Here is a 26,740-nt window from a genome sequence, read left to right as displayed (position 1 = left end):
CCTCCGTCTTCTGCTCGCGACACTATTTTCCCCACCCCCCCCCCCCCCCTCCCCCCACCCCCCCCCCCCCCCCCCCCCCCCCCCCACCCCACCCCCCCCCCCCACCCCCCCCCCCCCCCCCCCCACCCCCCCCCCCCCCCCCCGGAACTCCAGCACGCCGGGTTCGATGACGTCTTCGACCTTCCACGGCCAGTGCGTGTCGCAGGCGTAGGTCAGGTGCGGGGTCGCCGCGGCGACCTGCACCATCGCGGCCAGGCTGATCCCGAGGTGGCTGTTGGAGTGCATCGACAGGCCGACCCCGAAGCTCTCGCACGTCGTCGAGAGCGACTGCGTCGCGCGCAGGCCACCCCAGAAGTGGTGGTCCGAGAGCAGCACGCCGATCGCGCGCGCCCGGAAGCCCGGCTCGACGTCACCGAAGTTCACCACGCACATGTTGGTGGCCAGCGGCATCGAAGCTTCGGACGCCACCTGCGCCATGCCTTCGATGCCCGGTGTCGGGTCTTCGAGGTACTCGAGGACGCCGTCCAGTTCGGCCGCGACCCGGTGACTGGTTTCGACCGTCCACGCGGCGTTCGGGTCGATCCGCAGCGGGTGGCCCGGGAACGCCTCGGCCAGCGCGCGGATCCCGTCGACCTCCTGGCCGGGCTCGAAGACGCCGCCCTTGAGCTTGATCGAGCGGAAGCCGTACTCGTCGATCATCCGCTTCGCCGAACCCACCAGGGTTTCCGGTGTGGTGATCTCGCCCCACGAGTCCTCGCGGCCGTCGACGTGCTTGCCGTACTTGTAGAACAGGTACGCGGAGAACTCGACGGCGTCACGGGCCTTGCCCCCGAGCAGGTCGGTGACCGACCGGCCCAGGTAGTGGCCCTGCGCGTCCAGGCAGGCGACCTCGAACAGCGAGTACACGCTCGCGATGGTCTTGCGGATGGAGAACCCGCCGATCAGCCCGTGCGCGTCGGTCAGCACGGTGCCCGACAGCGCCTCGGCGACCAGCCGCTGCAGGCCGGGCAGGTCGAAGACGTCGTGCCCCCGCAGCTGCGGCAGCACCTTGCGGACCTCGCCGAGAAACGCTTCGTCCCCATAGGACTCCCCGAGCCCGACGACCCCGTCCTCGCACCGGACCTGCACGACGCTGCGCAGCGCGAACGGCTCGTGCACGCCCATGACGTTGAGCAGCGGCGGGTCGGCGAACGCGACCGGGGTCAGCACCACATCGAGGATCTTCATCAGCCGAGCGCCTTCAGCGTGACGAAGCCGTCCTCCACGATCTTCTCCAGCCGGTGGACCTGCTCCGGCGTCGGCTCGACCAGCGGCGGCCGGACCGGGCCGACCTTGTCACCACGCAGCCGGGCGGCGGCCTTGACCAGCGAGACGGCGAAGCCCGGTGTCTCGTCCCGCAACGCCACCAGCGGCAGGTAGAAGCCGGTCAGCAGGGCGTCCATGACGCGGGTGTCGCCCTCGCTGAGCGCGCGGTGGAAGCGGTGCGCGATCTCCGGCGCGAAGCAGTGCACGGCCGAGGAATACCGCGAGACGCCGATCGAGGCGTACGCCTTGGCGGAGACCTCCGCGGTCGGCAAGCCGTTGAAGAACAGGAAGTTCCGCGACCGCTCGGTGTCCAGCGCGCGGATCGTGGTGACGATCCGGGTCATCACCTCGACGTCGCCGTACCCGTCCTTGAGTCCCACGACCGAAGGAATGTCGAGCAGCGACGCCGCGGCCGGCGCGCCGAAGACGCCGGTGCCGCGGTGGTAGACGATCACCGGCACGCTCGTGTCGCCGACGGCGTAGCGGACGAAGTCGACCAGTCCCGCCTGCGGCCCGGAAACGAGGTACGGCGGCAGCAGCAGGACACCGTCGGCGCCACCGGCTTCGGCCGCCGCGACCCCGGCCCGCGCCGAAGCGGCGCCACCGCCGGCGCCCACCCAGACCGGCACCCGGCCCGCGGCCACCTCACGGGACTTGGCGAGCACCGCGGCGTGCTCGTCGGGCGAGAGCGAGCTGAACTCGCCGGTGCCGCACGCGACGAACAGCGCACCGGCGCCCGCCGCGATGTGGCTCTCCACGTTCTCCGCGAGCGCGTCGAGGTTGACCTCGAGGTCCTCGGTGAACGGGGTGAGGGGGAACGCCAGCAGGCCGTCCAGCTCGATCTCGGTCTGTGCCATCAGTTTTCTGCTCTCTCGTCCTTGTTCGGTTCGGCCGGGTGTGGCCTCGGTCAGGCGGGCACGGTCGTGCCTTCCTTCATCCTGTCGACGTCGTCGTCGGTGTTCACGGTGTCGACGATCTCATCGGCGACCGCGCTGCGCTCGGGCGCGATCAGGCCGAGGCCGGTGAAGAGGGCCAGCGAGACCAGGATCGGCGTTGCGATGAGCACCGTCTGGTTCGCGTTGAAGACGTAGTAGCAGAGGCCGTAGGCGATCAGCCCGCCCGCCCAGGACACCAGCGCCGCGCGCGGGCCGCACTTGCGGAACCACGGCAGCATGCCCAGCAGCAGCGGGATCGAGATCGGGCCCATCAGCGCGGCGACCCAGTTGACGACGATCTGCAGCACGCCACCGAGGTTCTGCGCCTGCGTCGCCACGAGCATGGTCAGCGCGACGAACACGACCGTGGTGATCCGGGCCGCCTTCAGGCCCTGGACGTCGGTCCACTGCCGGGTGCGGCGGACCATCGCCGGGATCATGTCGCGGGTGATCACCGCGGAGATCGCGTTGGCGTCGGAAGAGACCATCGCCATCGTGTGCGAGAAGATCCCGGCCAGCACCAGGCCGACCAGGCCCGGCGGCAGGAACGTCGTGGTCATGATCGCGTAGGACTGCGTCGGGTCCTTGATGCCGGGGATGAGCAGCGGCGCGGCGAACATCGGGAACATCAGCACCAGCGGCCACAAAAGGTACAGCGCCGACGAAAGCCGCGCGCCGCGCCGGGCTTCGTGGGTGTTCGGCGCCGCCATGTAGCGCTGCGCCAGGTTCCACATGCCTCCGTTGTACTCCAGCGTCTTCACGAGCACGTAAACGAGCAAGAAGATGGTGGTGTACTTGGACGTCACCGGGTCGATGTGGTTCTCGGGCAGCTTGTCCCACATCGTCCAGAGCGCGGAGATCCCGCCCAGCTTGCCGAGCACGACGACGATCATCACGATCGCGGCGATGCCCTGGATGACGAACTGGCCGAAGTCGGTGAGCGCGTCGGCCCAGAGCCCGCCGATGGTGCAGTAGACGAGGGTGACCGCGCCGGTGATCAGGATGCCGAGGTTGTAGTCCAGGCCGGCGAACACGTGCAGCAGCGTCGCGACGGCGAACCACTTGGCCGCGATGTCGAAGATCTTCAGCATGCTGCCGCTCCAGGCGAGCGCTTGCTGCGTCGGTACGTTGTACCGCTTGGCCAGGTATTCCAGCGGGGAGGCGACACCGAGCTTCGAGCGCAACCGGTTCCAGCGGGCGGCGAACAGCCAGCTGCCGATCCCCACGCCGATGCCGATGCTCGCGAAGCCCCAGAAGTACACGGTGACGCCGCTGGTGTACGCGACGCCCGCGTACGCGACGAACAGCACGGCGCTGTAGCCGGACATGTGGTGCGAGATGCCGGCCAGCCACCACGGCATCTTGCCGCCGGCCGTGAAGAAGTCCTTCACGTCGCTGACCCGTTTGTGCGACCACCAGCCGATCACGATCATCAGCGCGAAGTACGCGCAGACCATCGCCCAGTCGAGTGCGTGCACCGCAGGCTCCTTTCCGCGTCCACAGTGATGCGGTCTCGAACGAGATGTTCACATCCATGAACGGAGTCTGTTATAGTGATTATGTTCATCCATAAGAACGTTGTTCGGGACGCTAATATGGCCGGAGTCACAAGTCAACGGCCGGACGGAGGCCAGCAAATGCCGCAAAAGGTGGACAATCCGGCGGTGGCCGACGGCGCTCCCGCCGAGTCCTCGGGAGTGAAGTCGGCGCGCCGCGCGGTCGACCTCATCGAGACCTTCGCGGCGAACGACGTCTGGTTGTCCCTCTCCGATCTCCACGCGCGCACGGGGTTCCCCCGGTCGTCCCTGCACGGCCTGCTGCGGACGCTGCTGGAGGCCGGCTGGCTGGAGGCGGACGCCAACACCGCCCGCTACCGCCTCGGCGTCCGCGCGCTGATCTGCGGCACGGCCTACCTGGACCGCGACGCCGTCGTCCCGTTCGCCACCGAGGCCCTGGAGCGGATCCGGGAGAAGACCGGCTTCACCGCGCACTTCGCGCGCCGCAACGGCACCGAGGTCGTCTACCTGGAGACGCGCGAGTCGCAGCGGTCCACGCACCTCGTCTCCCGCGTCGGGCGCACGCTGCCCACGCACGCGACGGCGCTGGGCAAGGCGCTGCTGGCCGAGCTGACCCAGGACGAGATCGACACGCTGATGCCGGCGTCGCTGACCGCGCTGACCCCGAACACGATCACCACGCTCGAAGCCCTGCACGCCGAGTGCGCCGCGACCCGCGAACGCGGGTACGCCGCCGAGGTCGAGGAGGGCACGCTGGGCGTGCGCTGCGTCGCCGCGGTGATCCCCTACCGGATCCCGGGCACCGACGCGATCAGCTGCTCGATGCCGATCTCCCAGGTGACCGACGCCGACGCCCAGCGCGTCGGCGAGCTGCTCGCCGAAACCACCACCGAGCTCGGGCAGCAGCTGCGCCGCGCCGGTATTCGCTGACCGCCGCCCTTACCGAGAGGAAACCCATGACGGACCAGCGTGTGCTCATCACCGGGTCGGCGGGTGTCGTCGGCACCCTGATGCGGCCCCGCTTGAAGCGCGACGGCCGCGTGCTGCGCCTGCTCGACCTCGCGCCGCAGACGGCGTCGGACGCGTCCGAAGAGGTCGTGACGGCGTCGGTCACCGACGCGGCGGCGATGGCCGAGGCGTGCGAAGGCGTCGACGCGCTGATCCACCTGGGCGGGCACAGCCGCGAGAACTCGTGGGAAGCCACCCTCGACGTCAACATCAACGGGACCCAGACGGTCCTGGAGGCGGCGCGGACGGCGGGGGTTTCCCGGGTGATCCTGGCGTCGAGCAACCACGCGGTCGGTTTCCGCCGTAACGACTCGGACCTCCCGGCGGACTCGTCGCCGCGCCCGGACACGTACTACGGCGTTTCGAAGGCGGCGATCGAGGCGCTCGGCAGCCTGTACCACTCGCGGTTCGGCATGGACGTCATCGTGATCCGCATCGGCTCGTGCTTCGAGACACCGCTGCCACTGGGCCCCCGCGGCCTGACGACGTGGCTCTCCCCCGACGACGGCGCCCGGCTGTTCGAGGCGTGCCTGTCGGCGCCGTCGCCGGGCTACCGGCTGATCTGGGGCGTCTCCGACAACACGCGCCGGATCTACTCCCTGGAGGAGGCCGAAGCGCTGGGCTACAAGTCGCACGACGACGCGGAGGTGTACGCGGAGCAGCTGGCCTCGAAGCCGGCCCCGACGGGCATCGCGGCCGAGTACGTCGGTGGCCCGTTCTGCACCGCTCCGCTCGGTGTGTTCAACCCGCTCTGAGCCGTGGCTGTCGTGAGCTGGCTTTCGCCCTGGTGCGCGGCGCAGCTGGGCAGCACTCCGGTCGAGGTGCTCTTCGAACGGCGGTCCCTCTCGTCGGTGTGGGGTCTGCGCCTGGCCGACGACCGGGAGGTCGTGGTGAAGGCCCGTGAAGACGACGGCCGCGCGGAATCCTGCGTCGCCGCGCAGGCCCGGCTGGCCGAGCGCGGGTTCCCGTGCGCACGGCCGGTGACACCGGTGACCGTCGTCGGCGCGCTGGCCGTGCACGCCGAGGAGTCCCGGCCCGGCGGGGAGCTGCTGCTCGGCGACGCCCCGGACGTCGCTGAGCGCTACGCGGCGGTGTTCGCCCGGCTGATGGCGGAGCTGACCGGCGTCGACGTTCCGCCGCCGGTGCCGAACCCGCGCTGGGCCCGGTGGGACCACGCGGATCCGGGCCGGTGGCCGTCGATCGGGTTCCTCGACGAAAAAGACCAGAGCGCCGTGCCCGCCGTGGTGGTCGAGACGGCGGCGCGGGCCCGGAAACGGTTGCTGGCCACCAGCTTGCCGTGCGTGCTCGGCCACGCCGACTTCGAAGCGCAGAACCTCCGGTGGCGCGACGGCGAGATCTGGGCCGTGCACGACTGGGACAGCCTGGCGTGGCAACCGGAAGCCGCGCTCGCCGGCGCGGCCTCCGGCGCCTTCGTGAGCGCCTCACCGCCGACGTTGCCCTCGATCGCCGGTTCCGAGGTGTTCCTGGTGACCTACCAGGACTGTCGCGGTCGCCGGTTCACCGGCGAGGAACTGGAGATCGCGTGGGCGGCGAGCCTGTGGGCGGCGGCGCACAACGCGCGGTGGGAGGCCCTGCACGGCGATCCCCCGGTGTCCGGGAACGCGGTCCGCGCCCAGGCCGCCGAACGGCTCCGCCGCGCGGGGGCGTGATCGGCTGCCCGGCCTGCTGACGGCGGTCCACCTCAGGGAGCCGGTTCCTCCTTGAGGAAAAGACCCAACGTCGCGTAGTCGATCACCGCCTGGTGGTAGCGCGGGACATCCTGCCCGATGACAGCGCGGATGGGGTCGAACCCTCTCATCGTCAGCTTTTGGTTGGTGTGGGTCATGTCGATCGCGAATATGCCCTCGGACCGCACTGGCAGCCCTTCGAGCGTCAACCGAACGTCCCCCAGCATGTGGACGGTGGAGACCGTGTCGCTTCCCGCCCCGGCTGCGGGAGCACCGGGCTGCCCGGTGTCGGTCACGGCGATTCCTTCGGATCGGCAGTAGCCCAGCTCGACGAAGGTCTTGCTCGCCCCGGTGTCGAGCACGATGTCGATCGGCCGGTCGTCGAGGTGCCCGGCCAGCACCAGGTGTCCCACACCGGTCCGGGACATCCGGAACCGGCGGAACCCGTGCCGTGAGAGCAACTCCGCGATCTCCGATGTGTAGTCCATCCTGGACCCCTCCTGCTTGGCCGCGTCCCCGTGACGGTGATGCCGAGGCGCCGGGCTCGCCCGTTCACGCCCGGACGTACCGCGTCAGCATCGCGACCAGCTCGTCCTCCAGCCTGCCCAGTTCCACCGGCTCGTGGTCGGCCACGAGCTGGTGGATGACCAGCTCGACCGTCGTGACGATCAGCCGGGCCGCCGTCTCCGTGTCGGTGACCCGGACCTCGGGGTGCTCGTCCAGGAGCTCCCGCATGTAGGCGACCAGGTTCTTCTTGAGCCGCTCGACCTTCTCGAGGACGTCGGTCGACTTCGGGGCCTGTTCCAGCAGCACCCGCAGCAGCCGAGGCTCGTCGAGGTGGCTTTCGATCGCGCCGCGGACGAACAGGCGGAAGATCTCCTCGATCGGGCCGGGCAGCTCTTCGCGCTGGACCCGCTCGGCGATCGCGGCGCCGTCGTCGAGGTGGCGGACGAGCAGCTCGGCGAGGATCGCGTCCTTGTTCGGGAAGTACTGGTACAGCGAGCCGATGGAGATCCCGGCCCGCTCGGCGATGCGGTTGGTGGTGCCCGCGGCGTACCCCTGCTCGCCGAAAACGTGAGCAGCCGCCGTCAGGATCCGCTGCCGGGTCAGCTCGGCGCGGACCTGGCGCGGCTGTTTACGTGGCTGGATGCGGCGCGGGTCAGAGGTCACGTCGCTCCCTTCCGCGCGGCCCGAAAAGCGAGTAGCGCAAGATCTGAGTATTTGCTCATAATTATGGCATGACCAGCACAAACACGCTGAGCACTCGGTACCGGCGGGTCTCCATGGCCGAGGTCAGGAGCCGGCTGGGCGCACCCGAGGAGATGCTCGAGAACAAGAAGCTCGACCACGTCGACAAGCACGCCCGGCGCTTCATCGCGCACGCGCCGTTCCTCGCGCTGGCCACCTCAGACGCCACGGGCCGCGGGGACTGCTCCCCCCGCGGCGACTACCCCGGCTTCGTGAAGGTGCTCGACGAGCACACGCTCGCGCTGCCCGACCGGCCCGGCAACAAGATCGCCGACTCCTTCCGCAACATCGCCGAGAACGACGGCGTCGGCCTGCTGTTCCTCGTCCCCGGTGTGCGGGAAGTGCTGCGCGTCAACGGAAGCGCGTACGTCACCGACGACCCGGACGTGCTCGCCCGGATGCGGACCGAAGCCAAGGCGCCGACGCTGGCCATCATCGTCGAGGTCGCCGAGGCGTACTTCCACTGCGGCCGGGCATTGCTGCGGTCGCGGCTGTGGGATCCGGCGAGCCAGGCGCTCGCGGACGAGCTGCCGTCGGCCGGCGAGATCGTCACCGACCAGCTGGGCGTCGCGGTCGACCCGGCGGTGTTCGAGCAGCTCCTCGAAGACAGCTACCGGAAGTTGTACTGACCATGCAGAAAACGCTGCTGGACCGCATCGAGCGGGTCACCGACGACGTCGTCTCCCTCGTGCTTCGCGGTGACGAAGGGCCACTGGAAGCGTGGGAGCCGGGTGCGCACATCGATCTCGCGCTGCCGAACTGGCTGACGCGGCAGTATTCGCTGTGCGGCGACCCCGGCGACCTCTCGGCGTACCGGATCGCGGTCCGGCTCGACCCGCTGAGCCGGGGTGGGTCCGAGTACGTCCACTGGTACCTCAGCCCGGGCCGGGCGCTCGAAGTTTCCTCACCGCGCAACCACTTCCCGCTCGTGCCGGCGCCGGAGTACCTCTTCCTGGCCGGTGGCATCGGGATCACGCCGATCGTGCCGATGCTGCGGGCGGCCGTCGCCGGCGGGGCCGCCGCTTCGCTCGTCTACGTGGGACGGTCGGCTTCGAGCATGCCGTTCGCGGCGGAACTCCTTGCCACGTATGGCGACCGCGTCCGGCTGTACCCCACCGACGAACGCGGCCGGCCGGACTTCGCCGAGCTGGACCCGCACGTGGAGGTCTACTGCTGCGGCCCGGCGCCGATGCTGGCCGCCGCCGAGGCGGTGTTTCCGCGTCTGCACACCGAACGCTTCGAGCCCACGCGCCGCGTCTTCGGGCCGGACACGGCGTTCGAGGTCGAGTGCGCCCGGTCTGGGCAGACGATCCAGGTGCCGGCCGACGAGTCCCTGCTCGACGTGCTGAACCACGCGGGACGGCAGGTGCCCTCGGGCTGCCGCGAAGGCGTCTGCGGCAGCTGCGAGCTGACGGTGCTGGCCGGCGAGCCCGAGCACCGCGACGACATCGGGGCGCCGGCGGGCCGGATGTACCCGTGCGTGTCGCGGGCGACGTCGCCGCGGCTGGTGCTGGACGTCTGATGATCCCGAAGGTGCGCCGGGCGAAGACCCGGAAGATGATCACGCTCGAAGTCCGGGCGAACACCGCGCCGAGCCCGGCGTTCCGGACCGTCACGCTCGGCGGGCCCGGGCTGGCGGACTTCGAGCCGGTCGGTGACGACCAGGCCGTCCGGCTGTTCTTCCCGCGGGCCGGGCAGGACCGGCTGCGGATGCCGACCCTGGACCACGAGGGCTGGATGGCCGAGGTGCTGATGATGCCGAAGAGCCGCCGCCCGTGGGTCCGCAACTACACGGTCCGGCGAGCGCGGCCCGGGGAGATCGACATCGAGTTCGCCCTGCACGACGGCGACGCCCCGGCCGCCGACTGGGCGCGCCTGGCCCGCCCCGGCGACCCGGCCGGGATCTTCGACCTCGGCGTGAGCTACCTGCCGCCGGCCGAGGTGTCGTGGCAGCTGCTGGTCGGCGACGAGAGCGCGATGCCGGCGGTGTCGGCGATCCTGGAGCACGCGCCGGCCGACCTGGTGGCGGAGGTGTTCCTGGAGGTGCCGTCGGCGGCGGACGTCCGGTCCGGCGGCTGCGCGCCGCCGGGGGTGCGGGCGCACTGGCTGCCGCGGTCCCGGCCGGGCCGCCCGGGCGTGCTGGCGCTTTCGGCGGTCCGCGACGCCGAACTGCCGGGTGGCCGGGCCTACGCGTGGGTCGCCGGAGAGGCCGCGCTCGCCACCGGCGTCCGACGTCACCTCGTGCGCGACCGCGGCTGGCCGAAGCCGGACATCGCGTTCCTGGGTTACTGGCGCCACGGCCGCTCCTCCCCCGGCTGACCCCGACGGGCTGGGTGCGCGAGTCGTCCGTTCGGGGGGTCGGGTCGCGTACCATCGCGGGAAGCCTCGACGTCGAGGAGGCAGGCGTGGGCGAACTCGGGCTGGCCGACACCAACGGCATCCTCGCGCTGCCCTGGGTCCGCCCGGACCGGACCAGCGCCGGCCTCGGCTGGGACCGGCTCTACCTCTCCAAGCAGCGCGAACGTCCCTACCGCGCCGAGTTCGGGGCCGCGCGCAGCCACCTGCTGATCCTGCACCTCGACGGGCCGGTGACCGTCCGGCGCGGGGTCGGCACCCCGCGCGAGCAGAGCCGGCGGATGCCCGCGGGCGGGTTGTTCCTGCAGCCGTCGCACGCGGACCTGTCCGTCGAGCTCGGCGGGGATCTCGACACCGTGCACGTCTACCTCGCCGACGACGCCGTCCAGGAAGCCGCCGGCGGGCGGACGCCGGTGCGGCTGGCCGAGGAGCTCGGCAGCACCGATCCCCTGCTCGAACAGCTGGTCCTCAGTCTCGACGGCGTCGTCCGCGACTGGGAGCCGAGCGCCCGCACCTACGCCGACCAGCTCGGCGCGCTGGTCGCCGCGCAGCTGGTCCGCCGGCACAGCGCCGGCCGCGCGGCCGGGCCCGCCCCGGCCCGCGGCCTCTCCGACAAGCAGTTCGCGCGGGTCCGCGACCTGATGGCCGAACGCCTCGCCGAGCCGGTGCCGCTGACCGAGCTGGCCGCGCTCGCCGGGTTGAGCGTCAGCCAGTTCTCGCGGCAGTTCAAGGCCCGCACCGGCCTGCCGCCGCACCGCTTCCTGCTCCGGCTGCGCGTCGAGCAGGCCGGGCTCCTGCTGCGCACCGGCGACGACCCGATCGCCGACATCGCCCTCCGCTGCGGCTTCTCCCACCAGGAGCACCTGACGCGGGTGCTGCGCGCCCAGCTCGGCACCACCCCGGCGGCGCTGCGCCGGGCAGGCTGACAGACGCGCGTTTTGTGCCGTCGCACGCCGCGTTCGTGCAGGACCCGGGCCACGCGGGAGCCGGATACTCCCCCGCATGACCTCGTTCAGCTACGCCGCGAACCCCGTCCGGGTGGTCTTCGGCTCCCTCGAGGACGTCGGGGCCGAAGCCGATCGGCTCGGCCTCCGCCGGGTCCTCCTGGTCGGCCGCCCGCGGTACGCCGACCGCGCCGCCGAGGCGCTCGGCCCGCGGCTGGCCGCGCGCTTCGAGGACGCCGCCATGCACACGCCCGTCGACGTCACCGAGCACGCGCTCAAGGTGGTCGCCGACCACGACGTCGACGGTGTGGTCGCGGTCGGCGGCGGCTCGGCCACCGGGCTGGCCAAGGCGATCGCGCTGCGGACCGACCTGCCGCAGCTGATCGTCCCGACGACGTACGCGGGTTCGGAGCTGACGTCGGTCCTCGGCCAGACCGCCGACGGCCGCAAGACCACGCAGAAGTCCCCGAAGGTCCGGCCCGAGACCGTCCTCTACGACGTCGGCCTGACCCTGTCGCTGCCCGCGGACGTCTCCGCGGCCAGTGGCCTCAACGCGCTCGCCCACGCCGTGGAAGCCCGGTACGCGCCGGACGCCAACCCGCTGACCGACCTGCTCGCCGCGGAGGCGACAAGGCTGCTCATGAGCGCGTTGCCCCGCATCGCCGCGGATCCGTCCGATCGGGACGCGCGCGCCGACGCCCTGCGCGGCGCCTGGCTCGCCGGCACCTGCCTCGACAGCGTTTCGATGGGCCTGCACCACAAACTGTGCCACCACCTCGGCGGCAAGTTCGGGCTGCCGCACGCCGAAACCCATGCCGTCCTGCTGCCGTACGTCATGGCGCACCAGGGCCTCGACGACGCGGACGACGTCTTCGAGCTCACCGCGAACCTCCCGGTCCCGCACTCGCTGGCCGAACTGGGCCTCACCGAGGCAGACATCGCAGGTGAGCCTGAGGAAGACCTGCTCCGCCAGGCGCTGACCGGCGCCCGCCCGGCCGCACGCCCGAGCCTCAAGGCGCTGACGAAGCAGGTGGTCGACAGCTTCGCGGGCGCCCCGGACCGCGTCCGCGAGCTGCTCACCGACCTCGTCGAAACCCTGCACGGGTACGCGATCCGCACCGACCTCACCCAGGACGAGTGGGAGTACGCGATCGGCTTCCTGACCCGCGCCGGGCACATCACCACCGACACGCGGCAGGAGTTCATCCTGCTGTCGGACACGCTCGGTGTGTCGAGTGTCGTCGACGTCCTGACCAACTCGCGGACGCCGGACACGACCCCGTCGGCGGTGCTCGGCCCGTTCTACGTCGAGGGACCGCCGGAGACCCCGCAGGGCGCCGACATCGCGGAAGGCCTGCCGGGGACTCCCTTGTGGACGGACGTCCGGGTCACCGACACCGACGACAAGCCCGTGGCGGACGCGATCGTCGACGTCTGGCAGTCCAATGAGGACGGTTTCTACGACGTCCAGCTGCCCGACCTGGACGGCCCGGTGCTGCGCGCGAGGTTCCGCACCGACACCGAGGGACGGCTGCGGTTCCGGACCATCGTGCCCAGCGCGTACCCGATCCCGGCCGACGGCCCGGTCGGCGAGATGCTGAACGCCGTCGGCCGGCACCCGTACCGGGCCCCGCACGTGCACTTCATGATCGCCAAGCCCGGCTACCGCACGCTGATCACGCAGCTGTTCGTCGCCGGCGGTGACTACCTGGACTCCGACACCGTGTTCGGCGTCAAGGACGGCCTGATCGTCGACTTCGCCGACCAGCGGCTCGAGTTCACCTTCCGGATCTCAGGGAGCAGCGAATGAGCTACGACACCGACGTCCTCGTGATCGGCAGCGGCCCGGCCGGCGGCTCCGCTGCGCTGCTGCTCGCGACCTACGGTGTGCCGACCGTGCTGGCCACGAAGTACGGCTGGATGGCCAACACACCCCGCGCGCACATCACCAACCAGCGCACCATGGAGGTGCTGCGCGACGTCGGTGTCGAAGACAAGGCCCTCGCCGTCGGCACCCCGCCGGAGCTGATGGGCGACACCGTGCTGTGCACGTCGCTGACCGGGCCGGAGATCGGCCGGATCGCGAGCTGGGGCACCGGCGACCGGTCGGCGTCGGAGTACACCGCGGCGAGCCCGTGCCACATGATCGACCTGCCGCAGACCTACCTGGAGCCGATCCTCGCGAGCGAGGCCGCCGCGCGCGGCGCGAAACTGCGGCTGGACACGGAGTTCCTCGACTTCACCCAGGACGCCGACGGCGTCACGGCCCGGTTCCTCGACCGCGTCCGCGGTGACGAGTTCACGTTGCGCGCCAAGTACCTGATCGGCGCGGACGGCGCCCGCAGCCGGGTCGCCGAGCAGGCCGGGCTGCCGATCGCCGGGCAGACGGGCAAGGCCGGCAGCATGAACATCACGTTCACCGCCGACCTCGGGCCGTACGTGGCCCACCGGCCGAGCGTCCTCTACTGGGTGATGCGGCCGGGCGCGCACCTCGGCGGCATCGGGATGGGCCTGGTCCGGATGGTGCGGCCGTGGAACGAATGGCTGCTGACCTGGGGTTACGACATCTCGCAGGAGCCACCGGAGGTCGACGTCGAGGAGGCGACACGGCTGGTGCGCGACCTCGTCGGGGATCCCGGGCTGGACGTCGAGATCACCTCGACGTCACTGTGGACGGTCAACCACAACTACGCGACGGAGTACCGCAGCGGCCGGGTGTTCTGCGCCGGGGACGCCGTGCACCGGCACCCGCCGTCCAACGGGCTGGGGTCGAACACGTCGATCCAGGACTCGTACAACCTGGCGTGGAAGCTCGCGATGGTGCTGCGGGGTGAGGCGGGCGAAGGGCTGCTGGACAGCTACACGGCCGAGCGCGCGCCGGTGGGCAAGCAGATCGTCGACCGGGCGAACCTCAGCCGGGACCAGTTCGGGCCGATCTTCGCCGCGCTCGGGATCGCGGGGGACACCGACGCCGACGGCATCACGGCCGGGCTCGAGACCTGCCTCGCGCCGACGGCCGAGGGCGCGCTGAAACGGCGTGAGCTGGAGAAGGCCATCGAGCTGAAGCACTACGAGTTCAACGCGCACGGCGTGGAGCTGGACCAGCGGTACGTCTCGGGAGCGGTGCTGCCGGACGGCGTCGTGGCGGCGTCGGACCGCGATCCCGAGCTGTTCCACCGGCCGAGCACCGAGCCGGGCGCGAAGCTGCCGCACGCGTGGCTGGTCGGCCCGCACGGCCGCCGGGTGTCCACTTTGGACCTCGTGGGCGGCGGCCGCTGGACGGTGCTGACCGGCCTCACCGGCACGGCCTGGCGCGACGCGGCGGCCAAGGTGGGCGCCGAGCTGGGCCTCGACCTGCGCGCGGTGCGCGTCGGCGAGCCGGGCACCCGCGACGCGTACGGCGACTGGTCCCGCCTGAGCGGGATCGACGAGGACGGCTGCCTCCTGGTCCGCCCGGACGGTTACGTCGCCTGGCGCCACGGCACGGCCGCTCCTGAAGCGGCGAAGTCCCTCCTGGAGGCTCTCACCACGCTCCTGGCCCGTGATTGAAGGGGCATCATGCGTGATTGAGCGGGCATCACCTGTGATTGGCGGGGCATCACGTGCGATGCCCCGCCAATCACGCGTGATGCCCCTCTGGTCACGCGTGATGCCCCTCGGAACACGCGAGTTACGGCGTGGTGACGGCGGTGAAGGTGACCGGGATCTTCGGGGGGCCGCTGCCGTCGCCGATGGCGGGCTTGGACGGGTCGACGCCGCCCTCGGCCACCGTGTCGAGGACCTGCAGGCCTGCGTCGTCGATGCGGCCGAACACCGTGTACTCCGGCGGGATCTGGGTTTCGCCGAAGACCAGGAAGAACTGGGAGCCGCCGCTGTCGGGCTCGGCCGTCTTCGCCATCGCGAGGATGCCACGGCCGTAGGTCAGCTCGGCGAACGTCTCGTCCTTGATCGTGTACCCGGGGCCGCCGGTGCCGTCGCCGACCGGGTCGCCGCACTGCAGCATCTGCAGGCCCGTCGTCACGGACAGCCGGTGGCACGACGTGCCGGTGTAGAAGCCCTGCTTCGCGAGGCTCAGGAAGTTCACGACGGTGCACGGCGCCAGCGCGCGGTCCAGCGTCAGCCCGATGGCGCCCGCGCTGGTCGCGAGCTGCACGTTCACGGTGCCCGACGACGGCGCCGGGCCGTCCGGTGGCGGGGTGGCCGGCTTCGGCGCGGGTGAGCCGGGGGCGGGGGTGAACGCGCACCCGATCGGGTCGGCGAGCGGCCGCGGCCGGGTCGGCATCGGGGCCCGGCCACCCGCGATCGACACCGGGGCGCTCGGGGTGACCGACGGCGGCGCGGACGACGTCGGCGAGGACGACGTGGGGAAGAACCCGCCGCCGGCCTTGGCGTCCGGTTCGCGCAAGAAGCCGGGATAGCCCCAGGCCAGGAAGGCCAGCGCCATCACGACGACCACGACGACCGAGCCGGTGATCAGCACGACGGCCGCCGGTGACGTCTTCTTCGGCGGCACCGGCGGCTGCCACTGCGGGTACTCGTACGGGTGGCCGCCGCCCTGGTCAGGCCGTTCCCCCGGCTCGCTCATCAGCGCTCCCCTCGTCGAGAGCACCATTCTGCCGCGAAGACCGCCGGCCCGGGTGGGAACGCCCGATCAGGGCATCCCCCACGGCGCGCTCGGCCCGGCCGGCGTGACCGGCCGGACGCCGAAGTCCGGCTTGTCCCCCTTCCGGTACACGAAGGCGTCCTCGTCCCGGCCGAGCTCGACCTGGACGTCGCCGCCGGGCAGCCGCCGCCAGCGCCGGGCGCGGCCCCGCGCGTCCGTCACCGCCAGGTCGCCTTCGATGCCGGGCCGCAGCACACACGGCGCCCCGGCCTCGCTGTGCACCTTCAGCCACCGCGTCTTCCCGCCCGCCCGCGACGCGCTGAGCAGGAACGCGCCCTCGGTGCGGAAGTCCCGCAGCGCGATGTCGCCCCACGCGGCGGGGACCGCCGGGAACAGCCGGACGACCCCGCCCCAGCTCTGCACCAGCATGTCCTGCAGGGACTTGGCCGCCGACAACGGCGTCTCGATGACCGGCCCGGACTCCTTGTACATCGTGTTCGGCTGGATGAACCGCTGCTGCAGCTCACCCAGGTAGAACGCCGCCTGCTCGCCGCGCAGCATCTGCGCCGAGATCGACGCCGCCCCGGTGAACGTGTAGCCCTGCAGCGCGCCTTCGAAGCCGACCCAGTGGTTCAGCGACGTCTCGATGATCTGCCGGTGCTCCGGCTGCTCCCAGGTGACGTCGTGGAGCGGGTAGATCTGCAGCAGGTGCGAGTAGTGCCGGTGCGACTTCGCGAACGGGACACCGGCGCCGATCATGTAGCCGTTGGCGTCGGCCGGGTAGGCGACGAGGTTCGCGAGCACGTTCCGCCACTTCGGCGCGAGCGGGTCGTCCCGCTGGATCTCCAGGAGCGTCTTGCAGCCCCAGCGGATCAGCGACAGGTCGTAGTTGCAGTCCGGGGCGTTGACCCCGTACTCGGGGGAGAACGTCGGCGGCAGGTGCAGCTTGCCGTCCGGGCCCGGCGCGAGGAAGTGCAGGTAGTAGTTGACCGCCTTGCGCAGCAACGGGAACAGCGTGCCCCGGAGCAGCCCGGCGTCCATCGTGTGGCGATAGGACAGCCATACGTTGTGCAGCGCCCAGGTCAGGTTGCCGACCTCCGGCGTGGGCGTGTCCTTCCCCGGGATGCCGACGGGGAACCCGCTGGTGGCGTTCGAGACGCCGTTGAGCAGCGTCATGTCCGTCGTGCGCGGGATGCCCGCGGAGTCGGCCTGGTACGGCTGCGCGACCTGACCGGTCAAGTTGGCGCGGTACTTGCCGAGGGCGTGGCTGACGGCGTCCAGCTCCAGGTGGTTCGAGCCGTGGATCAGCCAGTACTCGAGCTGCACGTTGAGGTTCCACCAGGTCGCCGGCCACGGCGTGTTCTCCAGCCACGGCCCGGACGTCGCCATCACCGGCGCCTCCCGCCGCGCCGCCGACGCCACCTTGTACAGCTGGATCCAGTAGAAGCTCTGCAGCCGGGTGTCCGGGACGGACAGGAAGCTCGCCCGGTAGTAGCCGTGCCACCAGCGCCGGTGGTCCCGGGTCAGCGCGTCGAACGCCGGCGCCCGGCGGACCGTGGCCAGCGCCCGCGCCGCCGACGTCTTCTCCGGGTGCGACCAGGCCACCGAGGTGTACAGCGTCCGCGCGCCCCCGCGGGTGACCTCGCGCCAGGCCGTCACGTGCTCACCGCCGGCCAGCAGCGGCTGCACGGCCAGCCGGGCGTCCCCGCTGCCGGACAGCTGGACCGGCGGGTTCGCGGTGTACCCGTCCGGCGGCGGCTTGTTCCACACCGGGTCGGCCCGCGGGCTCACCGCCACCGCCGGGTGGAACACCCACTTGAAGCCGCGTTCCCCTTCGGACGGGCGAATCTCGACGGCCAGCAGTGACTGTCCGGTATGGACGATCGCGCACAGGCTCAGGCTGCCGGACGCCGTCGTGATCGTGCCGGTCAGCTCGGCGTTCCACAGGTCCAGCCGCCAGTCGAGCGCGGTGATCGCGCCGACCGGCTCGAGCGTGAAGTAGCCGATCGGCAGCCGGGCCAGGCCGAAGAGCGAGCCGAACTCCGGGCGGTGGTCCTGCACCTGGCTGTGCTGGACGGTGAACCGGATCGCGTTCTGCCCCGGCTCGGCGTAGCTGCCCGAGCCGAGGAACCCGTTGCCCAGGAACGGTCCCTCGTACCAGGTGGCCGGCATGCGCCGCCAGCGCAGGTCGGCGGTGCCCAGGAACCCGGCCCAGCCGAAGTCGTCGCCACCCGGCTCGTCGGCGAACGCGGGAGTGACGCTCGCCGCCGCGATCCCGGCGAGCGCCCCGCCGAGCACGGTCCTTCGCGAGATGTCCATTCCGGCCTCCTTGTCGAAGTTCAGCTGGGCAGGCCCCACGCCGGAGCCGGGCCGAGGGCGGGGACGTTCCGGGGTGCGAGGTCCGGGCGCCCGCCGCGCGGGGTGACGACGGCGGTGCCGCCGCGACGCAGCCCGATCGCGATCCGGCCGGGCCCGGCCGGGCGCCACGGCAGCCGCCGGCCGTGCTCGTCGCGGACGTCGACGTCGCCGGCGACACCGTGCTGGAGCACCAGCGGCTCACCGGCTTCGCTGTGCACGCGGACGAAATCCGTCTTCCCGTCGCGACGGGAAGCGTCCACGAGGAACGCGCCTTCCGCGCGCAGGCCCGCTATCGAGGCATCCCGCCAGGTAGCCGACACCGACGGGAAGATCTTGAGCACGCCACCGGATCCCTGCATCAGCATGTCCACAACGGACTGGGCGGCGGTGATCGGGCTCTCGATCGCGAAGTTGGAGCCCTCGCGGTACATCGTGTTCGCGGTCAGCTCGGTGTCGGCGACGACGTTGCGGTCGAGGAAGAACTTCAGGTAGCGCAACGCCTCCTCCGGCGCGTCCATCACCGAGCTCATCGACGACGCGGCCGCGTAGCTGTACCCGTGCCAGGCCTTCTGGTCGGCCACCCAGTGCGCGAACGTCCGGGTCATGACGTCCCGGTCGGCGGGCGTGTCCCAGACCTTCTCCCGCAACGGGTACAGCCACAGCAGGTGCGAGAAGTGCCGGTGCGATTCGGCCAGCGGCACGCCGTCACCGATCAGCACGCCGTTCGCGGGATCTTCGTGGTAGGGCACCAGTTTTGCGCTGATCTCCCGCCAGATCGGCACGCGCGGCTCGTCGAGGCACAGGACGCGGGCCGAGTCGACGAGCGTGCGGGCCGCCCACCGGATCAGCGAGAGGTCGTAGGTGCAGTCGGGCGCGTCGGCGTACTCCGGCGACCGGGTCAGCGGCAGGTGCAGCCGGCCGTCGGGGCCGGTGAAGAGGAAGTGGCGGTAGAAGTTCAGCGCCTTCGCCAGCGTCGGGTACAGGACGTCGCGCAGCACGCGCCGGTCCAGGTGGTGGCGGTAGGCCAGCCAGACGTTGTGCAGGCCCCAGAGCAGGTTCCCGGTCTGGTCGGTCTTGGACGTCGTCCCGGGGACGCCGACCGAGCGCGTGCCGCCGGGGCGCAGCCGCCAGTCACCCGGGTGCGAGAGCGCGTAGGTGTCGCCGTCGCGGTAGGCGGGCGGGACCGACGTCTCGAGGTTGGCGTGGTCGCGCCGGAACGTCTCGGTGACGGCGTCGAGCTCGGGGTGGTTGCTGCTGTTGACGATCGGGTAGGTGACCTGGACGTTGAGGTTCCACCACACCGCGGTCCAGCTGTTGCCGACCTCGGGGAACCACGGGCCCCACTCGGACACGACCGGGCCACCGGCGCGGGTGGCGGCCGCGATCTTGTACAGCTGGATCCAGTAGAAGCGCTGGACCTGCTTGTCCGGCACCGAAACGAAGCTGCGCCGGTGGAAGTCGTTCCACCAGCGGCGGTGGCGGGCCAGCAGCGCGTCCGGGTTCGCCGCAAGCGCTTTCCGGACGGCGGCGAGCGCGTCCGCGGTGTGCGTGGTGCCCGGGAAGCTGTAGGCGATGGCGGCCGCGAACAGCCGTCGTGCGCCGATCGTGCGTTCGCGCCAGGCCGTGGTGTACCCGCCGCCGGCGAGCATCGGCTGCGCGCAGTACCCGTCGCCGATCCCGGGCGCCGGGTTGGCGACGTACTCGGGCGGCTTGCGGACGGTCCGGGTGGTCGCCGACTCCAGCGGCTGGAACGCCCACGCCGCCCCGGTCTCCCCCGCGCTCGGCGTCAGCGACACGAGCAGCACGCCGAGGTCGTTGTGCACGACGGCGGAGAACGCGACCGAGCCCTGGGTGGTGGTGATCGTGCCGCCGAGCTCGGCGTTGTACAGGTCGAGCGTCCAGTCGACGGCGGTGACCGCGCCGGCGAGCGTGAGGGTGAGGAACCCGATCGGCAGCCGCGACAGCCCGATCCCGGCTTCCCACTGGACCCGCTGGTCCTGCACCTGCGTGTGGCTCAGCATGACCTTGAGCTCCTGCGGCGTCCGCCCGGCGTAGACCTGCGCGCCGAGGTAGCCGTTGGCCAGGAACGGCCCTTCGCGCCAGTTCTTCGGCAGCCGCTTCCACACCATCCGCGCGTCCACGGCGACGTCCCGGTGCGGGTTCGCCGCGGCGAGCGCCGGCGGGGCCGCCCGGGCCCACAGGCCGCCGAACGCGGCGGCGCCCGCCACGACCGAGGCAGAGCGGAGCACGGTACGCCGCGACACTGCGTCCATGAAGCGTCCTTTCGCATTCATACTACGTTTCACGAGATCCACAGGCGGCGTGCGGCCATATTTGCAGACGGTGCCCTAGAAGGCCAGGGTTGTTCACCCAGAAAGCGGCAGAGACATCCGATGTATCTCCGGCAGGGAACTCGTCGCCCGCGCCGGACGTCCTCCCGGTATGGCCTTTCTCCGGCGGCCCCGGCCGGTGGCGCCACCGGGGACGTTCGACCGGATCGACGACGTCCGGAGCTCGATCCGGGAGCTCTACACGAAGCTGTCCGGGCCGGTGGTCAAGGCGTTCGGCCCGCTGGAGCTGCCACCGCTGCCGGGCCGCGACCCGCTGCTGGAGGCCCAGCAGGCAGCCCCGGCGCTGACCCGGCACCTCGGCATCGGCGACGCGCGGGTGATCGTCGGGTTCGGCACGCTCGGCACGCACGTCGGCGAGGTCGAGCTGGGCCCGGGGCCGGAGTACTTCGTCACGCTCAGCGCGCACTACCAGGACGACCCGCGCGACGTCCCGGCGATCCTGGCGCACGAGGTGATGCACGTCTTCCTGCACCGCCACGGCTTCCGTCAGGACGAGATCTTCACCGACACGGCCACGCTCTACCTCGGCATCGGCCGCGCGATGCTGGCCGCGTACCGCGTCGAGGTGCTGCAGAGCAGCTACACACGCCGCCGGACGACATCGCGCGTCGGGTACCTGTCCCCGCCGGAGATGGGGTACGTGCTCGCCAAGCGGTCGCTGGCGTTCGGCGAGGAGGTCCCCCCGTTCACCGGCGCGGCCGACAGCGCCTACCGGCTGGGGCACCAGCTGGCTCTCGCGGACTACGCACGCCCACCGCTGGCCGGAGCCTCACGCGAGCGGTACGCCCACCACAAGCGCGTGGGCCGGCCGACCGAGAACTACCGCTTCGAGGCGGGCCAGGTCACGTTTCCGTGCCCGGCCTGCGGCCACGGGACGCGGGTGCCGGTCGACCGGCGGGTGCGGGTCCGCTGCTGCACGTGTGGCTCGCTGTTCCGCTGCGCGACCTGAGGTCTACGGACCGGGCAGCGGCGGCAAGGCCGGCGTCATCAGCCAGCGGGTGAAGAACGGCGTCAGCGACCGCCCCGCGTACGTCTCCGCCATCAGCACGAACGCGTCCGTCGTGACCAGGCCGTGCTGGTGCTCGCCCGTCCACGCCTTCAGCAGCGCGAAGAACGCCGGATCGCCGATCTCCGCGCGCAACGCGTGGAGCGTCAGCGCGCCACGCTTGTAGACCCGTTCGTCGAACATCCGCGACACCCCCGGGTCGGCGATGCGGACGTCGGCGGGCTTGGCCTTGATCCGGGTGTGCCAGCCGCGGGCCAGCGTCTGCGTGGACTGGCCGCCGGACTCCTCCGACCACAGCCACTCCGCGTACGTCGCGAAACCCTCGTTGAGCCAGATGTGACGCCAGTCGGCCACCGTCAGGCTGTTGCCGAACCACTGGTGGGCCAGCTCGTGCACCACGAGCCGCTCGTGCGTGCGGCGGCCGTCGACGTGGTTGGCGCCGAAGATCGACATGCCCTGGGCCTCGATCGGGTCGTCGAGGTCGTCGTCGGTGACCACCACGACGTACTCGCCGAACGGGTACGGCCCGAACAGCCGTTGCAGGACCTCCATCATCCGGCCCTGCCGCCCGAAGTCGCGGTCGAACAGCCGGCGCAGCCGCGGCGGCACGGCCGCCCGCTGCGGCACCGTCTCGTGGACCGCCTCCACCTGCCCGCTCGTGCGCCCGATGTCGACGCTCAGCCGGCGCGCGGCCGCCCCGACGCGCGAGAACCAGCCCCCGCCGGCGAGGTCGACGTCGTCGTAGCGGCCGATCTGGACGCTCATCAGGTACGTCGCCGTCGGCTCGGAGCGTTCGTAGACCCACTTCGTGGTGCTCGCCGAGGTGTACCGGCCGACCAGGTCGCCGGTCACCGCGACCAGGTACGGCGACGCCGTCGTGATGCTCACCCGGTAGGTCGCCTTGTCCGACGGGTGGTCGTTGCACGGGAACCACGACGGCGCCCCGACCGGCTGGCTCGCCACGAGCACCCCGTCGGTCAGCTCGTCCCAGCCGACGTCGCCCCAGCGGCTGTGCACCGGGCGCGGGTTGCCGACGTAGTTCACCTCGACGGTGAACGCAGCACCCGCCGCGATCGACCTCGCCGGCCGGACGTGCAGCTTCACCCCGCGCTTCAGGTACTTCGCGGGCTTCCCGTCGACCAGCACGCGGTTGATCCGGAACTCGCCGAAGTCCAGGCTGACGCGGGAAAGCGCCTGCGTCGCCTCCGCGGTGATCACCACCGAAGCCGACAGCCGGTTCGGCGCCACCTTGTAGTCGAGGGTCAGGTCGTAGTGCCGGACCCGGTAACCGCCGTTGCCGTGGGTCGGGAGGTAGGGATCACCGGAGGTGTCCGCGCCGGGTGCCGGTGCCGGAGCCTTCGCAATCACCCGTGTCGAACCTTTCCTCGTGCCGACGTACCAAACCAGGCTCGCACGCCACGGGTGAGTCCGGCGAGCCAGGCGGATACTTCGTGACCTTCTACTTACCCGTCCACGCGGAGATCGGGTTGCCGAGCCAGCGGGTGTCGGCGGGCACTTCGTCGCCACGGGTCACCAGGGACCCCGGGCCGACCGTGGTGCGCGCGCCGATGCCGGCGCCCGGCAGCACGATGCCGTGCGGGCCGAGGGTCGCGCCCTGGCCGAGCACCACCCGCGACATGCTCATGATCCGGTCGTGGAACAGGTGCGTCTGCACGACGCAGCCACGGTTGATCGTCGCGCCGTCACCGAGCTCGACGAGGTCGGCCTCGGGCAGCCAGTACGTCTCCAGCCACACCCCGCGGCCGATCTTGACCCCCATCGTGCGCAGCCAGGCGCTCAGCAGCGGTGTGCCGCCGATCGAGCCGATCAGCCACGGCACCGCAAGGGCCTCGACGAAGGTGTCGGCCAGCTCGTTGCGCCAGACGAACGAGCTCCACAGCGGGTGGTCGACCTCGCGGAACTTGCCGACCAGCAGCCACTTCATGACGGTCGCGGTCAGCGCCGCGACGATCCCGGCGGCCAGCAGGGCGGGCCCGGCCAGCAGCAACGCGACGCCGAAGCCGAGCACGGACGCGACCCACAGCAGCCCGAAGGCGACCGAGACGGTCAGCGCGACCCCGCACATGACCGGGATGATCCGGCACAGCTCGACCAGCGCCCGCGCCGCCTTGAGGTGCAGCGCCGGGGTGTAGGTGCGGCTCGTGTCGGCGTCGCCGATCGCGCGGCGCACCGGCAGCGGCGGCATGCCGAGGTACGACGAGCCCTTCTTCGCCTTCAGCGGCGTCGAGGACAACACACCCACGAGCCCGCGCTTGGGCACCGAACGGCCGGGTGCGGTCATCCCCGAGTTGCCGAGGAAGGCCTGCTTGCCGATCCGGGCCGGGGCGACGTGCAGCCAGCCGTGGCCGAGCTCGTAGGTGGCGACCATGGTGTCGTCGGCCAGGAACGCGCCGCTGTCGACCTTGGTCATCTTCGGCAGCGCGAGCACGGTCGACGCCTCGACGTTGCGGCCGACCTTCGCGCCGAGCAGCCGCAGCCACACCGGCGTGAACAGGCTGGCGTACAACGGGAACAGACCTTCGCGGGCCATGCTCATGAGGCGTTCGGTGGCCCAGACCTGCCACGCGACGCGGCCATGCACCGGGTGGTAGCCCTCGACCATGCCGATGCTCAAGCACCGGACACCGACGAGCACCAGCAGCATGTAGGCCAGGAAGTACGCGGCGGTCGCGACCGGCACGAAGATCAGCGCCTGGGTGAACGCGGCGAGCAGCGTCGGGGCGCCGGTGATGGCGGACCCGAGCACGGCGACACCGGCCAGCGCGGCGATGCCCGGCAGGAACCCGAGGAGCAGCGAGGTCGCGCCGTAGACGGTGGCCCAGAAGTGCGACCGTGGCGGGCGGCTCGACGGCCACTTCAGCGCGTCGCGCTCGTCCTTGGCCACACGGGCGGCGGGCGAACCGGCCCAGCGCTGCCCGGCCGGGACGGCGCCGCGGACGGTCGAGCCGGCCGCGATCTCCGCGCCCTTGCCGATGCGCACGCCCGGGAACAGCGTGCTGCGCGCGCCGATGCGGGCTTCCGCGCCGACGCGGACCTTACCGATGTGCACGACGTCGCCGTCGACCCAGTGGCCGGTGAGATCGACCTCGGGCTCGATCGCGGCGCCGCGGCCCAGCTTGAGGAAGCCGGTGACCGGCGGCGGCGAGTGCAGGTCGACGTCCTTGCCGATCCGCGCGCCGAGCGCCTTGGCGTACGTCGTCATCCAGGACGCGCCGGCAACGCTGTCCGCGCCGCTGAACTCGGCGAGCTTCTCGGCCGTCCACAGTCGCAAGTGGACACTGCCGCCGCGCGGGTAGGTGCCGGGGCGCACGCCGGAGAGCAGCACCCGCGCACCGCCCGCGGCGATCGCGATCCGGCCGGCCGGGCTGAACAGCACCACCCAGGCCAGGCCGATCCACGCCCAGTTCAGCGTCGGCGCCCAGGCGAACCCGAGCAGCGCCAGGATGTTCGACAGCGCGGCGGCGAGCGACGCCCAGCGCAGGCCGACCAGCCCCATCAGCGGGACCATCAGGGCCGTCTGGATGACTCCGGCGCGACGCGGGGCCGGCGCGATGTCGCGGCGTTCGGTGGCCTGGCCGCTGAGCGCGTCCAGCATCGCGGCCAGCGCGCCCAGCCTGGGGTGGGCGTAGATGTCGGCGACCGACACCTGCGGGTGCCGGGTGCGGATGCGCGCGACCACCTGGGCGGCGGTCAGGCTGCCGCCGCCGTGGGTGAAGAAGTCGGCCTTCGGGTCGTCGACCGACACACCGAGGATCTCGGCCCAGCCTTCGGCGAGCCACGTCTCGGTCGGCGACAGCCCGGTGGCGTCCACAGTGGACAGCGGCCACGGGAGGGCGTTGCGGTCGACCTTGCCGGAGGTGCGGGTCGGCAGGTCTTCGACGACGGCGAGCAGCGGCACCAGCGCGGCGGGCAGGTGCTCGCGCAGCCGGGTCGCGGACTGCTCGTGGTCGAACGGCACGCCCGCGGCGGGCACGACGTACCCGACGAGAACCTGGTTGCCGGCCTTGGTGCGGCGGATCGCGGCGGCCGCGCCCTGCACGCCCGGCAGGGCCTGCAGCGCGGCGTCGACCTCGCCCAGCTCGATGCGGCGGCCGCCGAGCTTGACCTGCTCGTCGAGGCGGCCGAGGAACAGCAGGCCGTCGGCTTCCGCGCGGACCATGTCACCCGAGCGGTACGCACGCTGCCAGCCCAGCGACGGCAGCGGCGCGAACTTCTCGGCGTCCTTCGCGGCGTCGAGGTAGCGGGCCAGCCCGACCCCGCCGATGACCAGCTCACCGGTCTCGCCCATGGGGACCGGCTGTCCTTCGTCGTTGACGACGGCCAGCTGCCAGCCCGACAGCGGCAGGCCGATCCGGACCGGGCCCTCGCCGGTCAGCTGCGCGGCGCAGGCGACGACGGTGGCTTCGGTGGGGCCGTAGGTGTTCCAGACCTCGCGGCCTTCGACGGCGACACGCTCGGCCAGCTCCGGCGGGCACGCTTCGCCGCCGAAGATGAGCAGGCGGACGTCTTCGAGGGCGTCGGCGGGCCACAGCGCGGCCAGCGTCGGCACGGTCGAGACGACGGTGATCTGCTGCGCGACCAGCCACGGGCCGAGGTCGACGCCGGTGCGGACCAGCGCGCGCGGCGCCGGCACCAGGCAGGCGCCGTGGCGCCAGGCCAGCCACATCTCTTCGCAGGAGGCGTCGAAGGCGACGCTCAGCCCGGCCAGCACGCGGTCGCCCGGGCCGATCGGCTCCTCGGTGAGGAACAGCTCGGCTTCGGCGTCGACGAACGCGGCGGCACTCGCGTGGCTCACGGCGACGCCCTTGGGCTTGCCGGTCGAGCCGGACGTGAAGATGATCCAGGCGTCCTCGCCCGGGCCGGGGGTGCCCTCACGGCCGCCGGGCGTGCTGTGGACGGTGATCTTGCCGTCGGTGGCCACCGCGGCGACCTGGGCCTCTTCGAAGACCAGCTCGGCGCGCTCGTCCGGGTCGTCCGCGTCGACCGGCACGTAGGCGGCGCCGACGGACAGGGTGGCGAGGATCGCGACATACAGCTCGGCGGTGCCGGAGGAGATCCGGATGCCGACGCGGTCCCCGACGCCGACGCCGTACCCGCGCAGGCGGCGGCCGTAGGCGTCGATCTCTTCGAGGAGCCGGCGGTAGGTCAGGGAGGTGGCGCCGTCGTCGATCGCGGCGGCGTTGGGGTGGCGCTCGGCCGTGGCGGCGAGGATGTCGAGCAGCGTGCGCTCGCTCGCGCCGAGACCGGACCAGAAGAGGGCCCGGTCGGCGACCGGGGCCGTCGAGGGCGCGTGCGTCACCTCCGCGACACACGCGAGCGGCGCGGTGATTTCCGCGGCCGATTCAGCAGGTTCGACAGTCACCGTCATCGGGCCGTCACCTCGACCGCGACGAAGACGAAC

General features: G+C 71.8%; 20 protein-coding genes. 10 read left to right on the top strand and 10 right to left on the bottom strand.

Features of this window, described 5'->3' with window-relative positions:
• From ACZ61C_RS41850 to ACZ61C_RS41840, 3 genes are all read right to left on the bottom strand, one after another.
• On the bottom strand, positions 1–1,227 hold a 1,227-nt coding region (locus tag ACZ61C_RS41850), incomplete at its 3' end, for an enolase C-terminal domain-like protein (RefSeq protein WP_465313505.1).
• Entirely contained in the window at positions 1,227–2,162 is a 936-nt protein-coding gene (locus ACZ61C_RS41845) for a 5-dehydro-4-deoxyglucarate dehydratase (RefSeq protein WP_465313504.1), read from the bottom strand. The genes ACZ61C_RS41845 and ACZ61C_RS41850, both read right to left, overlap by 1 nt.
• 50 nt (positions 2,163–2,212) lie before the next feature.
• On the bottom strand, positions 2,213–3,718 hold the full coding sequence (locus ACZ61C_RS41840; protein WP_465313503.1) for a sodium:solute symporter family protein: 1,506 nt from the start codon (positions 3,716–3,718) through the stop codon (positions 2,213–2,215).
• 159 nt (positions 3,719–3,877) lie between these two features.
• Between ACZ61C_RS41840 and ACZ61C_RS41835 the strand changes: the two genes are divergently transcribed.
• From ACZ61C_RS41835 to ACZ61C_RS41825, 3 genes are read left to right on the top strand one after another with little or no spacing between them, the layout of a single operon-like run.
• Complete coding sequence (locus ACZ61C_RS41835) at positions 3,878–4,687, top strand: IclR family transcriptional regulator (protein WP_465313502.1); 810 nt, start codon at positions 3,878–3,880, stop codon at positions 4,685–4,687.
• Between the two features lie 26 nt (positions 4,688–4,713).
• Positions 4,714–5,520, top strand: a complete 807-nt coding sequence (locus ACZ61C_RS41830; protein WP_465313501.1) for an NAD-dependent epimerase/dehydratase family protein — start codon at positions 4,714–4,716, stop codon at positions 5,518–5,520.
• Positions 5,521–5,532: 12 nt separating this feature from the next.
• A complete protein-coding gene (locus ACZ61C_RS41825; protein ID WP_465313657.1) occupies positions 5,533–6,435 on the top strand; it encodes a phosphotransferase in 903 nt (300 codons plus the stop codon).
• A gap of 32 nt (positions 6,436–6,467) precedes the next feature.
• On the opposite strand, the gene ACZ61C_RS41820 is transcribed toward ACZ61C_RS41825, so the two are convergent.
• Positions 6,468–6,854: a hypothetical protein gene (locus ACZ61C_RS41820; protein ID WP_465313500.1), complete on the bottom strand. Its 387-nt coding sequence runs from the start codon at positions 6,852–6,854 to the stop codon at positions 6,468–6,470.
• Between the two features lie 151 nt (positions 6,855–7,005).
• A complete protein-coding gene (locus tag ACZ61C_RS41815) occupies positions 7,006–7,623 on the bottom strand; it encodes a TetR/AcrR family transcriptional regulator (protein WP_465313499.1) in 618 nt (205 codons plus the stop codon).
• Positions 7,624–7,691: 68 nt separating this feature from the next.
• Between ACZ61C_RS41815 and ACZ61C_RS41810 the strand changes: the two genes are divergently transcribed.
• From ACZ61C_RS41810 to ACZ61C_RS41785, 6 genes are all read left to right on the top strand, one after another.
• Positions 7,692–8,330 carry an MSMEG_1061 family FMN-dependent PPOX-type flavoprotein gene (locus ACZ61C_RS41810; RefSeq protein WP_465313498.1) on the top strand — a complete coding sequence of 213 codons (639 nt, stop codon included), beginning with the start codon at positions 7,692–7,694 and terminating at the stop codon, positions 8,328–8,330.
• A 2-nt stretch (positions 8,331–8,332) separates the two neighbouring features.
• Entirely contained in the window at positions 8,333–9,223 is an 891-nt protein-coding gene (locus ACZ61C_RS41805; RefSeq protein WP_465313497.1) for a PDR/VanB family oxidoreductase, read from the top strand.
• Positions 9,223–10,020 (top strand): siderophore-interacting protein, encoded by a 798-nt coding sequence (locus tag ACZ61C_RS41800; RefSeq protein ID WP_465313496.1) that lies wholly within the window; start codon positions 9,223–9,225, stop codon positions 10,018–10,020. Before ACZ61C_RS41805 ends, ACZ61C_RS41800 begins: the two co-directional genes overlap by 1 nt.
• 86 nt (positions 10,021–10,106) lie before the next feature.
• A complete protein-coding gene (locus ACZ61C_RS41795; protein ID WP_465313495.1) occupies positions 10,107–10,982 on the top strand; it encodes a helix-turn-helix domain-containing protein in 876 nt (291 codons plus the stop codon).
• A gap of 76 nt (positions 10,983–11,058) precedes the next feature.
• On the top strand, positions 11,059–12,810 hold the full coding sequence (locus ACZ61C_RS41790) for a maleylacetate reductase and hydroxyquinol 1,2-dioxygenase domain-containing protein (RefSeq protein ID WP_465313494.1): 1,752 nt from the start codon (positions 11,059–11,061) through the stop codon (positions 12,808–12,810).
• Entirely contained in the window at positions 12,807–14,549 is a 1,743-nt protein-coding gene (locus ACZ61C_RS41785) for an FAD-dependent oxidoreductase (protein WP_465313493.1), read from the top strand. The genes ACZ61C_RS41790 and ACZ61C_RS41785 overlap by 4 nt, the downstream gene beginning before the upstream one ends.
• Before the next feature lie 121 nt (positions 14,550–14,670).
• Here ACZ61C_RS41785 and ACZ61C_RS41780 read toward each other — a convergent pair whose 3' ends face one another.
• The 3 genes from ACZ61C_RS41780 to ACZ61C_RS41770 all read right to left on the bottom strand — a co-directional run bounded on the left by ACZ61C_RS41780 (position 14,671) and on the right by ACZ61C_RS41770 (position 20,234).
• Positions 14,671–15,585, bottom strand: coding sequence for a peptidylprolyl isomerase (locus ACZ61C_RS41780; RefSeq protein ID WP_465313492.1), 915 nt, complete (start codon positions 15,583–15,585; stop codon positions 14,671–14,673).
• Between the two features lie 66 nt (positions 15,586–15,651).
• Positions 15,652–17,922, bottom strand: coding sequence for a glycosyl hydrolase family 95 catalytic domain-containing protein (locus ACZ61C_RS41775; protein WP_465313491.1), 2,271 nt, complete (start codon positions 17,920–17,922; stop codon positions 15,652–15,654).
• A 20-nt stretch (positions 17,923–17,942) separates the two neighbouring features.
• Positions 17,943–20,234, bottom strand: coding sequence for a glycosyl hydrolase family 95 catalytic domain-containing protein (locus ACZ61C_RS41770; protein WP_465313490.1), 2,292 nt, complete (start codon positions 20,232–20,234; stop codon positions 17,943–17,945).
• A gap of 169 nt (positions 20,235–20,403) precedes the next feature.
• Here ACZ61C_RS41770 and ACZ61C_RS41765 point away from each other — a divergent pair, with 169 nt between their 5' ends.
• Entirely contained in the window at positions 20,404–21,261 is an 858-nt protein-coding gene (locus ACZ61C_RS41765) for a hypothetical protein (protein ID WP_465313489.1), read from the top strand.
• A gap of 3 nt (positions 21,262–21,264) precedes the next feature.
• On the opposite strand, the gene ACZ61C_RS41760 is transcribed toward ACZ61C_RS41765, so the two are convergent.
• Together ACZ61C_RS41760 and ACZ61C_RS41755 are read right to left on the bottom strand one after the other, a co-directional pair.
• Positions 21,265–22,686: a M1 family metallopeptidase gene (locus ACZ61C_RS41760; RefSeq protein WP_465313488.1), complete on the bottom strand. Its 1,422-nt coding sequence runs from the start codon at positions 22,684–22,686 to the stop codon at positions 21,265–21,267.
• A gap of 91 nt (positions 22,687–22,777) precedes the next feature.
• Complete coding sequence (locus ACZ61C_RS41755) at positions 22,778–26,707, bottom strand: Pls/PosA family non-ribosomal peptide synthetase (protein WP_465313487.1); 3,930 nt, start codon at positions 26,705–26,707, stop codon at positions 22,778–22,780.
• Positions 26,708–26,740: the final 33 nt, after the last annotated feature.

The organism is Amycolatopsis sp. NPDC104587, from assembly GCF_055583645.1.
Note: the sequence above shows the minus strand (reverse complement) of the source record. Positions and strands in the feature narration are given on the sequence as shown.